Source organism: Mesorhizobium sp. P2_A12, from assembly GCF_056405075.1.
The window spans coordinates 44,415-58,735 of sequence record NZ_JBFUCU010000026.1 but is presented as its reverse complement, the minus strand read 5'-3'; the positions used below and the strand labels follow the sequence as shown (position 1 = coordinate 58,735).

At 64.6% G+C, this 14,321-nt stretch carries 13 protein-coding genes; 6 read left to right on the top strand and 7 right to left on the bottom strand.

The genetic code is table 11. The features are described 5' to 3' along the window. Positions 1-27 precede the first annotated feature (27 nt). Together AC1DZU_RS31830 and AC1DZU_RS31825 are read right to left on the bottom strand one after the other, a co-directional pair. A complete protein-coding gene (locus AC1DZU_RS31830; protein ID WP_477290919.1) occupies positions 28-1,281 on the bottom strand; it encodes an NAD(P)/FAD-dependent oxidoreductase in 1,254 nt (417 codons plus the stop codon). Between the two features lie 10 nt (positions 1,282-1,291). Then, positions 1,292-2,680, bottom strand: coding sequence for an aminotransferase-like domain-containing protein (locus AC1DZU_RS31825; protein WP_477290917.1), 1,389 nt, complete (start codon positions 2,678-2,680; stop codon positions 1,292-1,294). A 306-nt stretch (positions 2,681-2,986) separates the two neighbouring features. Here AC1DZU_RS31825 and AC1DZU_RS31820 point away from each other — a divergent pair, with 306 nt between their 5' ends. From AC1DZU_RS31820 to AC1DZU_RS31805, 4 genes are read left to right on the top strand one after another with little or no spacing between them, the layout of a single operon-like run. Continuing rightward, positions 2,987-4,159: an ABC transporter ATP-binding protein gene (locus AC1DZU_RS31820; protein WP_477290915.1), complete on the top strand. Its 1,173-nt coding sequence runs from the start codon at positions 2,987-2,989 to the stop codon at positions 4,157-4,159. Between the two features lie 6 nt (positions 4,160-4,165). Then, entirely contained in the window at positions 4,166-5,290 is a 1,125-nt protein-coding gene (locus tag AC1DZU_RS31815; protein ID WP_477290913.1) for an ABC transporter substrate-binding protein, read from the top strand. Further along, on the top strand, positions 5,203-6,402 hold the full coding sequence (locus AC1DZU_RS31810) for an ABC transporter permease (RefSeq protein ID WP_477290950.1): 1,200 nt from the start codon (positions 5,203-5,205) through the stop codon (positions 6,400-6,402). The genes AC1DZU_RS31815 and AC1DZU_RS31810 overlap by 88 nt, the downstream gene beginning before the upstream one ends. 2 nt (positions 6,403-6,404) lie before the next feature. Next, positions 6,405-7,232, top strand: a complete 828-nt coding sequence (locus AC1DZU_RS31805; RefSeq protein ID WP_477290911.1) for an ABC transporter permease — start codon at positions 6,405-6,407, stop codon at positions 7,230-7,232. Here AC1DZU_RS31805 and epmA read toward each other — a convergent pair. Next, complete coding sequence (epmA, locus tag AC1DZU_RS31800) at positions 7,229-8,287, bottom strand: EF-P lysine aminoacylase EpmA (RefSeq protein WP_477290909.1); 1,059 nt, start codon at positions 8,285-8,287, stop codon at positions 7,229-7,231. The genes AC1DZU_RS31805 and epmA overlap by 4 nt on opposite strands. Positions 8,288-8,400: 113 nt before the next feature. On the opposite strand from epmA, the gene efp reads away from it, so the two are divergent. After that, on the top strand, positions 8,401-8,970 hold the full coding sequence (gene efp, locus AC1DZU_RS31795) for an elongation factor P (RefSeq protein WP_027038615.1): 570 nt from the start codon (positions 8,401-8,403) through the stop codon (positions 8,968-8,970). A gap of 193 nt (positions 8,971-9,163) precedes the next feature. Next, positions 9,164-9,706, top strand: coding sequence for a dihydrofolate reductase family protein (locus AC1DZU_RS31790; protein WP_477290907.1), 543 nt, complete (start codon positions 9,164-9,166; stop codon positions 9,704-9,706). A gap of 125 nt (positions 9,707-9,831) precedes the next feature. Here AC1DZU_RS31790 and AC1DZU_RS31785 read toward each other — a convergent pair whose 3' ends face one another. The 4 genes from AC1DZU_RS31785 to rsmD all read right to left on the bottom strand — a co-directional run bounded on the left by AC1DZU_RS31785 (position 9,832) and on the right by rsmD (position 14,308). After that, positions 9,832-10,701, bottom strand: coding sequence for a patatin-like phospholipase family protein (locus AC1DZU_RS31785; RefSeq protein ID WP_477290905.1), 870 nt, complete (start codon positions 10,699-10,701; stop codon positions 9,832-9,834). Next, entirely contained in the window at positions 10,698-11,948 is a 1,251-nt protein-coding gene (locus AC1DZU_RS31780) for a M16 family metallopeptidase (protein WP_477290903.1), read from the bottom strand. Before AC1DZU_RS31780 ends, AC1DZU_RS31785 begins: the two co-directional genes overlap by 4 nt. Before the next feature lie 297 nt (positions 11,949-12,245). Further along, the gene (locus AC1DZU_RS31775) at positions 12,246-13,634 is read right to left on the bottom strand and encodes a M16 family metallopeptidase (RefSeq protein ID WP_477290901.1); all 1,389 of its coding nucleotides are present in this window, start codon (positions 13,632-13,634) and stop codon (positions 12,246-12,248) included. Between the two features lie 119 nt (positions 13,635-13,753). Then, entirely contained in the window at positions 13,754-14,308 is a 555-nt protein-coding gene (gene rsmD, locus AC1DZU_RS31770; protein ID WP_477290899.1) for a 16S rRNA (guanine(966)-N(2))-methyltransferase RsmD, read from the bottom strand. Between the last annotated feature and the right edge of the window lie 13 nt (positions 14,309-14,321).

Genomic DNA, 14,321 nt, shown 5'->3' with positions numbered 1-14,321 from the left:
CGAGCGGCCGGATTCTGATCCGGTCGATCAGCGACCGAAACGATCCGCCGCAAAGGGTGCGAGACGTGCCGGGTCGCTGCGTCCGCCGATCAACTCACCGACCAGCCGCGCCGTGATCGGGGCAAGCGTCAGACCGAGATGGCCATGGCCGAACGCATGGATCACGCGCGGGCTGCCGCGCGAAGGGCCGATAACCGGCCGGGAATCCGGCAGTGACGGGCGAAAGCCGAGCCATTCCGAGGAAGGTGAGCCTAGCTTGGGAAAGAATTGCCTGACGCCGCGATCGAGCAGTGCCAGCCGGCGTGGATTTGGCGGCGCGGCAAGCCCGCCGAGTTCGACGGTTCCGGCGATCCGCAGCCGGCCGGCCATCGGCGTCATGTAGAAACCGAGATCGACGGGACAGACAGGCCGGGTCAGCAACGGCGCTTCGGTCTGGAATTCCAAATGATAGCCACGCTCGGTCTCGAGGGGGACATCGTTGCCCGCCAGGGCGGCCAGGGCGCGCGACCGTGCTCCGGCGGCGATCACCACCGTACCCGCCTTGATGCTGAAGCCGGCACCGCTGAGCCGGACAGCACCGGTCTCAACCTGCAAACCAGTAATTGTCGCTTGTGTTACCGATGCACCGCGGGCGATTGCTGCACCGAACAGCCGCTGCATCACCGCCTTCGGATCGGTGACGTTGGTGGAATCCGGGAAGAACAAGCCAGGCGTCCCGCTTGCCGGCAGGCCGGGCTCAAGTGCCGCCACTTCATCTGGCGTCAGAATCTTCTGGTGGACACCAAATCCGGCGCGCATTGCCCGGCCGCCAGCCCCAGCGGCAAAATCGCTTTCGCGGCGATAGAGGTAAAGGCAGCCATTGCGGCGCAAGAGGTCCTCCAGACCGGCCTCCGTCACCATTTCTTCCCAGGCCGGCAAGGCGTCGGCGAGCAATCCAGCGAGCGCCTGCGCATTGGCACGGGTGGTCGCCGGCAGCGATTGTCTGACAAAGCTGACCAGCCATGGCGCCAGTTGCAACAGCGCCGGCCAGCGCAGCGAAAACGGGCTGTCGGGATCGAGCAGCAGTTTCGGCAGCGCGCGCAGCACGGCCGGATTGCCAACCGGCATGCAGGCGTATTCGGCGATCGTGCCGGCATTGCCGAACGAGGCGCCGGAACCGGGCTCGTTGGGATCAATGAGCAGGACTTCGCGCCCCTCGGCGGCAAGACGGAGCGCCGTCGCCAGCCCGACCACACCAGCGCCGACGATGGCGATTTCGACCGTCTCGGAAGAAGCTGACAATCTAGGGTTCCTAAACAAAGCCTGGCAGTTGCAAATGGCCGGCAGCGAGCAGATCGGCCATCGTCGTCAGCCCGGTGCGCAGATCGTCCAGCGAACGGGCGGCGCCGACATTGATACGCACCCCGTGCTGCACCGGTTCGCGGCCGACCGCGAAGGCGTCGCCCGGAAGGACGGCCACGCCGCGCTCCAGGCAGGTGCGGGCGAAGCCGGCGCCGCGCCATGGCTCGGGAAGGCGCAGCCAGGCATGGGTCGAGGTGGCATGGCTCTGGACATCGTAGCGACCGAGGATTTCGCTCAGCAGCGCCTGGCGCTGGCGCAGTTCCTGCTTCTGGGCCTCGATGATGCGGGCGGCCGTGCCTTCTTCGATCAGCCGCGTGCCGATCAGCGCCGTCAACGGACTGATGCTCCAGCAATTGATGCGCAAGGCCGCGGCGACCTGGCCGGCTATGGTGCGCGGCGCGATGACGAAGCCAAGCCGCAGACCTGGCGCCAGGCATTTCGACAAGGCACCGATATGGACGGTCAGCTCGGGCTCGATGCTGGCCAGCGATGGGGGTGGATTGTCCGCCAGCGGGCGATAGACGTCGTCCTCGATGATGAGGACATTGTGACGCCGGGCGACCGCCACCAGTTCGTGCCGGCGCTGTTCGCTGAGCGTGATCGTGGTTGGATTGTGCAGCGTCGGCACCAGAAACACCGCCCGCGGGCGCTGTTGCGCGCAGGCTGCCTCGAATGCGTCGGGCCGCATGCCGCCGCGGTCCATACCGATGCCCCTGAGATCCAGTCCATGCACGCGGCACAGCGCGTTGATGCCCTGATAGGTGACCTCGTCGGCGAGAACGACCTCGCCCTGCCTGGTCACCGCGCCGAGCACGCAGTCCAGCCCATGCTGGGCGCCGGCCGCCAGCACCACGCGGCCGGGATCGCCGTCGCCGGCAACCGGCCGCATCCATTCGGCGATCGCCGCCCTCGCCCATGGCGGCCCTTCGGGCGGATGGTAGTCCTGCAGGGTCGGGTAATAGCGGTCCTTAGACAGGCGCGGCATAAGCAGCGCCAGCGCGTCGAGATAGGCGGATGTGGCCGGCCGGTTGACGGAAAGGTCGATGACGCCGGTGTCGTCGCTCGGCGCCGAGACGAAGCCCGGCCTCTCGCCGGCGTCGCGGGCCGCGACCGTGGTGCCGCGCCCCGGCCGCGCTTCGAGCAGGCCGCGCTGCTGCAGCGTCGACAGCGCGCGCGTCACCGTGGTGACGTTGATGCCCAGCGCCCGAGCGATCTCGCGCTGCGGCGGCAGCCGGTCGCCGACGGCGAGCGTGCCGGCAGCGATGCGTTCGGCAATCGCATCGGCAAGGCGGCGATAGACCGGACCTTCATCCGAGGCGAGTTGGAGGTCTTGGAGCATGCGGCTTTCGGTGGGTTGATACGATCTGACTACCGGCGCATCTAGCATAAGACAATGCTCCGGACAATAGCACTTGTCTGGCCTCAATTTCAAAACATGACTGCATAAAACTCACACAATCACGTAAAAAGCCGCTTGACGGGCAAACTTGTCTGCATCTATGGTCCATCAGACATAGATTGTGTGAGCATACAAGTTTGGATAGCCGCCCTTGTTCGGCCAGCGTCATGCGAGACCCGACATGCACGACAAGCAACAGCTCCTTTCGACTCGCGAGTCTTCCGGCCGCGTAGTGGATTCCCGCCGGTGATTGCCAAAGCGACGCCCGGATTGATCGAAAGCGCCGGTCAGGCAGCAAGCGCCGATGCCGGCCGCCGGGGATTCGTCGAGTTCGTCGACGTCGAGAAATCCTATGATGGCCGCGCTTTCGCGGTGACGCGGCTGAACCTCAGTGTCGCACGCGGCGAGTTCCTCACCCTTCTCGGCCCCTCCGGCTCCGGCAAGACGACGACGCTCAACATGCTTGCCGGTTTCGAGCGGCCGACCAACGGCGTCATCACGCTGGAAGGCCGCTCGGTCGACCGGCTGCCGCCCTATGAGCGCAACATCGGCATGGTGTTCCAGAACTACGCGCTGTTTCCGCACATGAGCGTGGAGGAAAACGTCGCCTTCCCGCTCTCCGTGCGCAAGATCAACAAACCGGACATTGGTGCCCGTGTCAGCCGCGCGCTGGACATGGTGCGGCTCAAGCAGTTCGGCGATCGGCGGCCGGCGCAGCTTTCCGGCGGCCAGCAGCAGCGCGTGGCGCTGGCGCGCGCGCTGGTGTTCGAGCCGAGCCTGGTGCTGATGGACGAGCCGCTCGGCGCGCTCGACAAGAAGCTGCGCGAACACATGCAGCTCGAGATCAAGCAGCTGCACACGATGCTCGGCGTCACCATCGTCTATGTCACGCACGACCAGAGCGAGGCGCTGACGATGTCGGATCGCGTCGCTGTCTTCAACAATGGCGGCATCGCCCAGCTCGGCTCACCCGACGATCTCTACAACACGCCGCAGAGCTCGTTCGTGGCGAGCTTCATCGGCGAGAACAACACGCTGGCGGGCAAGGTCGAGAGGGTGATCGGCAAGGAATGCCGCATCGCGCTGGATGGCGGCGGCGGAATCACCGCGCAAGCCATCGGCGTCGCGGATGGTGCTGCCTGCCATGTCGCCATCCGCCCCGAGCGGCTCAGCCTCGCAGCCGGCGGGCACGCCGAAAACAGGCTGGCGGCGACGGTCGATGGCCGCATCTATCTCGGCGACCACCAAAGGCTGCTGGCCAGGCTCGAAAATGGACAAGTGCTGACCGTCAAGGTCGGTCCGGAAGCGACCATGGCGAATGGGGAGCCGGTGATGGTTTCCTGGACGCTCGGTGATTGCCGCGCCTTTCCGGCCGATGCCGGAACGGGCGGATCGAAGTCAAAAACAACAGGGGAGTAAGACCAGATGAAGACCACGAAGACCCGGCTGCTCGCGCTCGCGGCGGCCACCGCCTGGATGGCGATAGGACATGCCGCCGTCGCCGACGAGCTGTCGATCATGGCCAGCGGCGGCGCCTGGCAGGATGCGCAACGCAAGGCGTGGTTCGAGCCGTTCAGCAAGGAAACCGGAACCAAGATCGTCGAGCAGGAATATCTCGGCGATCTCGGCAAGGTCAAAGCCATGGTCGACACCGGCAACGTGCCGATCGACCTGGTGACGGTGGAGACCGCGACCGTGCTGCAGGGCTGTGATGCCGGCATTCTCGAGCGTCTCGACTATTCCAAGATCGCGCCGCGCGAAAAGTTCATCGAAGGGTCGGCGCTCGACTGCGGCGTCGGCCTCGATGCCTATGGCGACATCCTGGCTTACGATCCGACCGTGCTGAAAGAGGCGCCGACCTCGGTGCTCGACCTGTTCGACACGAAGAAGTTTCCGGGCAAGCGCGCGATGCGCAAATTCCCGGCGCAGAACCTCGAATGGGCACTGATGGCCGATGGCGTCGCACCGGCCGATGTCTACAAGGTGCTGGGCACGCCCGAAGGCGTCGACCGCGCCTTCAAGAAACTCGACACGATCAAGAAGGACATCGTCTGGTGGGATGCCGGCGCGCAGCCGGCACAGCTTCTTGCCTCGCAGGAAGTGGTGATGACGACGGCCTGGAACGGCCGCATCCAGAACGCCATCGACACCGACAAGAAGCCGTTCAAGATCGTCTGGAACAACCAGATCCTCGAATACGACATGATCGCCATTCCCAAGGGCGCCAAGAGCCCGGATCTGGCGTACAAATATCTGGCCTATATCAGTCAGCCGGAAAACAACGCCAAGCTCGCCAGCTACATCACCTATGGGCCCGTGCGCACAGATGCGGCGTCCTTCGTCGCGGCCGATGCCTTGCCGAAATTGCCCAACGCGCCCGACCATCTGGCCGGCGCCTACCTCGTCGCCGACACCGAGTTCTGGGGCGACTATGGCGAGGACCTGGTCAAGCGCTTCAACGCCTGGGGGGGGCGCTTCGCCGGGCCGATTTCGGCGACCGGCTTCGCTCGCTGGCGCTGGCCGCGCCGCTGCTGGTGCTCCTGGCGCTGAGCTTCGGCATTCCGATCGTCCTGCTTCTGTCGCGTGCCGTCTACGACCCGACGATTGCCAATGCCTTGCCGCAGACGACGCAGGCGCTCAGCGGCTGGAACGGCCAGGGCCTGCCCGACGACGCGGCCTTCGCAGCGCTGGCGTCGGACCTCAGGGGCAGCCAGGCCAAGGGCACCGCCTATGAACTTGCCAAGAGCCTGAACGCACGCCTGCCCGGCGCGCGCAGCCAGGTGCTCAAAACCGTTCGTCAATTGGAAGGTGCCGGCGACAAGCAGCCGCTCGAGGTGATGAAATCCGTGCCGTTCTGGTCGCAGCCCGGCACCTGGCCTTCTATCGCCAATGGCACGCACAGCATCACCTCGTTCTATCTCATGAGTGCGCTTGACCTGCGCTGGAACAATGACGGCGGCATCGAGCGTGTGCCGCCCGAACAGGCGATCTTCCTCCAGGTGTTCATGCGGACGTTCTTCGTCGCCGCCGCGGTGACGCTGGCGACGCTGATCCTCGGCTTTCCGCTGGCCTATCTCATCGCCAGCGTGCCGAAAGGCCTTGCCGCCATCCTCATCGTCGCGGTGTTGCTGCCATTCTGGACATCGATCCTGGTGCGCACCGCCGCCTGGACGGTGCTCTTGCAGAAATTCGGCCTGGTCAACGACCTTTTGTTGTGGCTCGGCGTCGCTGACGCCCGGCTCGACCTGATGTACAGCCGCATCGGCCTGATCATCGCCATGACCCACATCCAGCTGCCGTTCACGCTGCTGCCGATCTACAGCGTCATGCGCACCATCCAGCCGTCGCAGATGAAGGCTGCCTATTCGCTCGGCGCTAAGCCTTTCACCGCCTTCATGCGCGTCTACCTGCCTCAGGTCTTTCCCGGCGTCATGGCCGGCTGTCTGCTCACCTTCATCCTTTGCCTCGGCTACTACATCACGCCGGCGCTGATCGGCGGCGCCAGCGACCAGCTGATCAGCAACTTCATCGCCAACTACGTCAATGTCGAGCTGAACTGGGAGATGGCGGCGGCGCTCAGCTTCATCCTGCTCGTCTTCACGCTGGCGCTGTTCGGCATCTTCGCCCGTATCCTCGGCCTCGACCGCCTCAAGCTGGTGTAGCCATGTTGTTGTCCCCCTACCCCACTGTCGGCGAACGCATCCGCATCGGGCTGTTGTGGCTGTGGTGCTGCCTGGTCATCCTGTTCCTGATCGTGCCGATCCTGATCCCCGTGCCGTTGTCGTTCAACAGCGGTACCTTCTTCATCTTTCCGCTGGAGGGGATTTCGACGCGCTGGTACGAGGTCGTGCTCGGCACCCAGCGCTGGCAGGCGGCAATCGGCAACAGCCTGATCGTCGCCTTCGGCACGACGCTGATCGCAACGGTGCTGGGCACACTGACCGCTATCGCGCTGTCCGACGACAAATTCCCCGGACGCCGCATCGTCATGCCGCTGCTGTTGTCACCGCTGATCGTGCCGGTGGTGATCACCGCTGTCGGATCATATCTGTTCTACGCCCGCGTCGGCCTGGCCAGCACCTATGCCGGCATCATCCTGGCGCACACCGCACTTGCCAGCCCGTTCGTTGTCGTCACCGTGGGCGCGAGCCTGACCGGCTTCGACCGCAATCTGATGCGCGCTGCCGCCATCTCCGGGGCGAAACCTGTGACTTCGTTCTTCCGGGTGATGCTGCCGCTGATCCTGCCTGGCGTGCTTTCGGGTGCTGCATTTGCCTTCGTCACCTCGTTCGACGAAGTGGTGGTGGTGCAGTTCCTGGCCAGCGCCAACCAGCGCACCATGCCGCTCGAAATGTTCATCGGCCTGCGCGAAAAACTGTCCCCGGCGATCACCGCCGCGGCGACGCTGATGATGGGGCTTTCCATCGTGCTGCTGGTCGTCGCCAATCTTCTGTCGCGGCGCAGCCAGCGGCGGCCGGTTGCGAACGCTTAAGCCTGGTCCGGGGCCGCAACAGGCGTCCAGATGACATCCTCGATTTTCTGCGCGCCGGTCGCCAGCATCGCCAGCCGGTCGAAGCCGAGCGCGATGCCGCTGGCCTGCGGCATGATGGCAAGGGCGGCGAGAAAATCCTCGTCCAGCGGATAGCGCTCGCCATAGATGCGCTCTTTCTCGTCCATCTCGAGGATGAAACGCCGGCGCTGCTCGTCGGCATCGGTCAGTTCGCCAAAGCCGTTGGCAAGCTCGACGCCACAGCAATAAAGCTCGAAGCGCTCGGCGACGCGTGCATCCCTGGGGCTCGGCCGCGCCAATGCCGCCTCGGCCAGCGGATATTCGCACAGGATGGTCGCCCTTCCTTGCCCGAGCAACGGTTCGACCTTTTCCACCATCACCCGGCTGAACAAATCGGCCCAGCTGTCGTCGGGCGCGGTGCGCAGGCCGGCCCGGGTCAAGGCGGCATGAAGCGCGTCGCGGTCGGTGGTGCCGTCGGCGGTGACCGTGGCCAGCAGATCGATGCCGGAATACTGGGTAAAAGCGTCCGCCACCGTCAGCCGTTCCGGCTCCGCGAACGGATCGCAATCGCGACCCCGGAAGGAAAAACGCCTCGCCCCTGCCCTTGTCGCGGCCAGCGCCAAAAGGGCCGCGCAATCCTGCATCAGGCTCTCATAGGGCTCGCCGACCCGGTACCATTCGAGCATGGTGAATTCGGGATGGTGCAAGGGGCCGCGTTCGCGGTTGCGGTAGACCGGACCGAGGCTGAAAATGCGCTGTTCGCCGGCGGCGAGCAGTTTCTTGCAGGCGAATTCCGGCGAGGTGTGGAGATAAAGCGGCGACCGCGCACCGTCCGGCCCGACCACTTCCGTCGCGAAAGCCGCCAGATGCGCCTCGTTGCCGGGCGAGACCTGCAGGGCCGCCGTCTCCACTTCGACGAAGTCGCGGCTGGCGAACCAGTCGCGCAGGCTGGCGGCGATGGCGTTGCGCAGCATCAGCCGCGGGCGGCGGTCGGCGTGGACATGCGGCGTCCACCAGGGCGAGGCGTCGTCAGTCATGGGACTCAGATCATATGGAATGGGGCTGGCGGTTGCGGCCAAGATGCGCTAGTTCGCACCGGACGGCTGCTGAAGCCGATTTGTACCAATCAACCATTTCAGGATTGTAAGCCGTGGTGAAAGTCATCGCCAGTTCGCTCCGTAAAGGCAATGTCGTCGACAAGGACGGCAAGCTTTATGTGATCCTCTTTGCCGAAAACATCCACCCAGGCAAGGGCACGCCGGTGACGCAGCTTGACATGCGCCGCATCGGCGACGGGGTGAAGGTTTCGGAGCGCTACCGCACCACCGAGCAGGTGGAGCGCGCCTATGTGGAAGAGCGCGAGCACACCTTCCTCTATCGCGACGGCGAAGGTTTTCATTTCATGAACCCGGAAAGCTACGACCAGGTGGCGGTGTCGGAGGCCGTGGTTGGCGACATGGCGCCTTACCTCCTGGAAGGCATGGCCGTGCAGGTGTCACAGTTCAACGGCATTGCCATTTCCCTGGTGCTGCCGCAGCGCGCTACCTTCGAAGTGGTGGAAACCGAGCCGACGACCAAGGGACAGACGGCCTCGTCGTCCTACAAGCCGGCCGTGCTGTCCAACGGCGTGCGCACGCTGGTGCCGCCGCACATCGCGCCGGGCACCCGCGTGGTGGTGATGACGGCCGATGGGGCTTATGTCGAGCGCGCGAAGGACTGAGGGCGGCGCCTTCGCTCACAAACCCTTTGGGCTATCATCGATGATCAGGTACCGGCGTCGGGCGCGCTGGCCGTGGTATCGGTCTTTCGTAAGCTCGCGCTGAAAGCCCTTCTGACAAAGCGCCCCGATTTTTCATGCAGCGTGTCGCACAAGGTCCGCGCGGTTCGTCCTTTGAGCGAAAAAGGAGAACGCCATGCGAAAACTTATCCTCACCGAATTCGTCAGCGTCGATGGCATTGCCGAGGTCGAGAAGCTGCCCGGCGTGACCTGGAACGATGAGATGAACAGGTTCAAGGAGGACGAGCTTGCCGACAGCGGCGCCATGCTTTTGGGGCGCACGACCTATGAGATTTTTGCCGGCTCGTGGCCAAATGAAACCGGAGATTTTGCTGACCGCTTCAACGCGTTGCCGAAATATGTCGCGTCGACCAGCCTGAAGGCGCTCGACTGGAAGCCGGCCGAATTGCTGAAGGGAGCCCTGCCGGAAGCGGTCAGGGCGCTGAAGCAAGGCAGCGGCGGCAACATCTATGTGCATGGCAGCCTCAGCGTAGCGCAGGAACTGCTGCGCCACGGCCTGGTCGATCGCGTCAGGCTGCTCAGCTACCCCGGCGCCGTCGGACAGGGCAAGCCGCTGTTCCCCGTCGGCGAGCCAGTGGCGCTCGAGCTGATTTCGGCGACGCCGTTCAGCAACGGCGTGATGGCGCTGGAATATGTGCCGGTGGCGGCAAAGTTATAGTTGGCTTCGTGCATGACGACTGCGCTCGACTTTAAGTCCTTGTTTTCATGCATGTCGTTGTCCCAAAACCGGGGCCACTTTTGGGCGACATGCATTAGACGATCAATTGCCGACGTCGCGCGCCTTCACCCAGCCTTCTTCCTCCGCCTCCCCTTGACGGCAGCGCCATTCCTAGCCTCCACCACCCGCTCGACCTCTCGCTTCAGCTGATCCTTTATGTCGGCCGTATCGTTCATCAAAGCGTCGATCTTCAGGAAATCGAGTACGCGGTATTTTGATACTGCCGGGCGGACCAGGATGTCGGGGCTGCACTGCTTCAGCTTGTTGGCGATGATCGACTGCATCATCAATTGCGTGGCGCCGAACATCAGGTCGACGGAGGTCGGGTGCTTGCGGTCGGCTTCTTCCGGCGCGCCGACCACGTCGACGCCGATGATGATGTCGGCATCGTTCTCGATCAGATCGAACGGCACGGGGTTATAGATGCCGCCGTCGATCAGCAGCCTTCCGTCGCGCATCACAGGGCGGAACACGGCGGGTATCGCCGCCGAGGCGGCAAGTGCCGAATGCAGGTCGCCGTCATGGAACACGGCGAGCTTGTGGCCGAAATAGTCGGTCGCGGTCACCTTGAGCGGGATCTTGAGCTCAGCGAAGGTTTCGGGGATGGCCTCGGGCAAAAAAGCCTTCAGGATGCGCTCGACGTTGAACTGGCTGACGCGGATGCCATTCTGCATGGCTTCGGCGATGGTGCCCGGCCGCGCCCGCCACATGCGGCTCGCCACTTCAGCGCGGCGGCCGAGGATCGAGCGGGCGTAGTCGTGGATGTCCCTGCCGGTCATGCCGGCGGCCATACCGGCGCCCATGATGGCGCCGATCGACGAGCCGGCAATGGCCACCGGCCTGATGCCCAGTTCGTCCAGCGCCTCGATGACGTGGATATGCGCCAACCCGCGCGCGCCGCCGCCGCCAAAGGCGATGCCGAAGGTCGGGCTCATCCCTTGCCGGCCCCGGCCAGTTTCGGTCCGATGACCATGATGGTCGGTTCGGCCGACAGCAGCTTTTTCGCCGCCGCCTTAACCTGATCGAGCGTCACCGCGTTGATGTAGCCAGCGCGGCGCTGCATGTAGTCGATGCCGAGATCGTCGAGCTGCAACTCGACCAGTGTCGAGGCAATGGAACTTGAAGAGTCCAGATTGTTAATGGCGTAGGCGCCGATCATGTATTTCTTGGTCGCCGCCAGCTCAGCCTCGGTCGGGCCTTCCTCGGCCAGCTGCTTGACCACGCCGCGGACGATGCCCAGCGTCTCGGCCGCCCGGTCCGACCGGGTCCCGGTGCTGACGACCAGTGCGTCGGCGTGATCCTGGTTGATCAGCGAGGAGTTGACGCTGTAGGCCAGCCCGCGCTTTTCACGCACCTCCTGGAACAGGCGCGAGGTGAAGGTGCCACCGCCGAGGATCTCGTTCATCAGCACGGCAGCAAAGAAATCCGGCGCCTTGCGCTTCACGCCGGGATACGCGAGCTGCAGCGAGGTCTGCGGCAAGTCGTAATCGACCTCGACGTGCTGCGCCAGCTTCGGGTCGATATCGGCCACCGGCCTCAGCGCCTGGTTCTGCGGCAGGTCGCCGAACACCATGTCGAGTTTCTTCTTCAGCGTCTCGGGGTCGATGGCGCCGACCACAGCGACATGCAGGCCGCCGCGCGCGAACACCGCCTTGTGCAAGGCTTTCAAATCATCCGGCGTGATGGTGGCGATGCTCTGCCTGGTGCCCTGGTCTGAGCGGGAATAGGGATGATCGCCATAGAGTGCGCGCGCCCATTTGTCCTGCGCGACCGTATCGGGATCGTTCTCGCCGGCGATGATGCCGGACAGGATCTGGGCGCGGATGCGGTCGATCGGCGCTTGGTCGAAGCGCGGCTCATTGACCGCCAGTCGCAACAGGTCGAACGCCTCGTCGCGCTGCTCGGCCAGCATGCGCATCGAGCCATAGATGCCGTCGCGGCTCTCGTCGAAGCTCATCTCGGCGCCGGCATCGTCGAGCCTGATCTGGAAGGCTTCGCTGTCGAGCGGGCCGGCGCCTTCATCGAACAGGCCGGTCATTAGATTCGCCAGGCCCTCCTTGCCGACCGGATCCTGCGTCGAGCCGCCGCCGAAGACGAAGCGGATCGCGACGACCGGCACGGAATAATCCTCGACCAACCAGGCGCTGATGCCTTTTGGCGAGGTAACGGACTGGATGTCCATCGCGCGCGCCGTGAGTGCCGGCAGGATCAGGAAGAGGATGGAGAGGAAAAGGGTCGCAAGCGCCGCGGCAGCGCGCCGGGTTTTTCCTTCTCCCCTTGCCGGAGAAGGTGGATCGGCGCGCAGCGCCGAGACGGTTGAGCGGTGTTGGACGGAGTACGGACGGTGCCAAGCGGGAGCACCCCTCATCCGACCGAGATGCGCTCGGCCACCGCCCTGGGGCGAGCCACGGGTCTCGCCCCGTCCTTCGGACCCCACAAGGGGGAAAGAAAGAGAGCGGCGGTGCTGGTTCGTCATCAATCAGTTCTCCGCTTTGACTTGCGGCAGCAAATAGCCGGTCGTCGACCGGTCGAGCACCAGATAGCGCGCGGCGACGGCCTTGATCTCGTCTGTTGTGACCTTGCGGATGCGCTCCGGCCATTGCTGGACGTCTTGCACGTTGCCGCCGGTGGCCAGCGTCGAGCCATAGATGTTGGCCATGGACTCCTGCTTGTCCCGGGCAAAGATCATCGAGCGCACATAGCGGTCCTTGGCCTTTTCCAGCTCCGACGGCGTGACGCCGTCCCTGGCGATGCGCGCCACCTCGGCATCGACAGCCGCTTCGACGTCGGCGAGCTTGGCGTCGCCGCGCGGGGCGCCATAGACGGTGAAATTGGTGTCGTCCAGCATCGTGCCCTGGAAATAGGCGCCGGCGTTGGACGCGATGCCTTGCTGGACGACGAGTGCCTGGTAGAGCCGGCTGCGGTTGCCGCCACCGAGGATCTCGGCCAGCAGATCGAGCGCTTCCGCCTCGCCCAGCTTGCCGGAATGATAGGACGGCACCACCCACTGCGTGGAGAAACTCGGCACGCTGACGCGGGCGTCGGAGAGCGTGACCGTACGCTTGGTGTTCTGCTCGGGTTCAACCGGACGGATGCGCGGCGGCAGATCGGGCCCGCGCGCCACCTTGCCATAGGTCTTCTCGGCCAGTGCCCTCACCGTGTCCGGTTCGACATCGCCAGCCACGATCAGCACGGCGTTGTTGGGCCGGTAATATTTGTCATAGAAGGCGGTGGCATCGGTGCGGTTCAGTTGCTCCATCTCCTGCATCCAGCCGATGACCGGAATGCGGTAAGGCTGGTTCTGCCACAGCGTGGCGTCGACTTCCTCGTCGAGCACCGCCTCGGGATTGTTGTCGATGCGCGAGCGGCGCTCCTCGAGGATGACGTCGCGCTCGGTCTTGATGACATCGTCGGTAAGGATGAGGTTGCGCATGCGGTCTGCCTCGAAGCTCATCATCAGCTCGAGCGCCGACGGCGCCACCGTCTCGTGGAAGGCGGTGTAGTCGTAGGAGGTGAAGGCGTTGTTGGAGCCGCCTATGTCGGAGATGGCGCGGTCGAACTCGCCGGCCACATGGTGGGTCGTCGCCTTGAACATCAGATGCTCGAAGAAATGGGCGATGCCGGATTTGCCGGGCGGCTCGTCGGCGCTGCCGATCTTGTACCACACCATGTGGGTGACGATGGGCGCGCGATGGTCGGGGATAACGACGACCTCCATGCCGTTGTCGAGCAGGAAATCCGTGACCTTGAACTCATCCGGCGTCGTGTTGGGCAACACGGTGCTGTCCGCCAGCACCGGGCCGGTCATGGTGAAAGCCAGCGATGTCGCCAGCAGCGTTCCGCGCAGCCACTCAACCCTAGATGTCATCAATGGCTCCGATTTCCAGGCAGGACGATAGGCAAGGTGCTGGCGACAAGCAAAGTGAATTGTTCGTCATGTTGCCGGCAAAGGCGGCGGCAAAGAGGCCGGCCTTGATGCAAGGCGTATCACGCAACCTCGATAAACCGGATCACCGTCTCGCCGTAATTGCGCTCGTCCAGCACGGAAAAGCCGGGGCCCGGTTCGAAGGGCGCCACTGCCGCCTCCTCGACCACGCACAGCGCGCCGGGACGAAGCCAGCCGCCGGCCCTGGCCGACTGCAAGGCGCGCTCGCCGAGGCCCTTGCCATAGGGCGGGTCGGCGAAGACGAGGCCGAACGGCGCAAGCGTGCCGGCCTCGCCAAGGCCTGTGGCATCGCGGCGAAAGATCTTGGTGCGGCCCGTCAGGCCGAAGGCCTCGACATTGTCGCGGATCAGGCCACGGCCTTCCGCCGAATCCTCGATGAAGACGCCGTAGGAGGCACCGCGCGACAGCGCTTCAAGGCCGAGCGCGCCGGTGCCGGCGAACAGGTCGAGCACGCGCGCCCCGTCCAATTGCTCCGCAAAACGATGCGCCAGTACATTGAAGACGGCCTCGCGGGTGCGATCGGTCGTCGGGCGGATAGCGCTGCTGCGGGGCGTCGCCAGGGGACGCCCGCGAAACTCACCGCCGACGATTCTCATCTTGCGCTGGGCC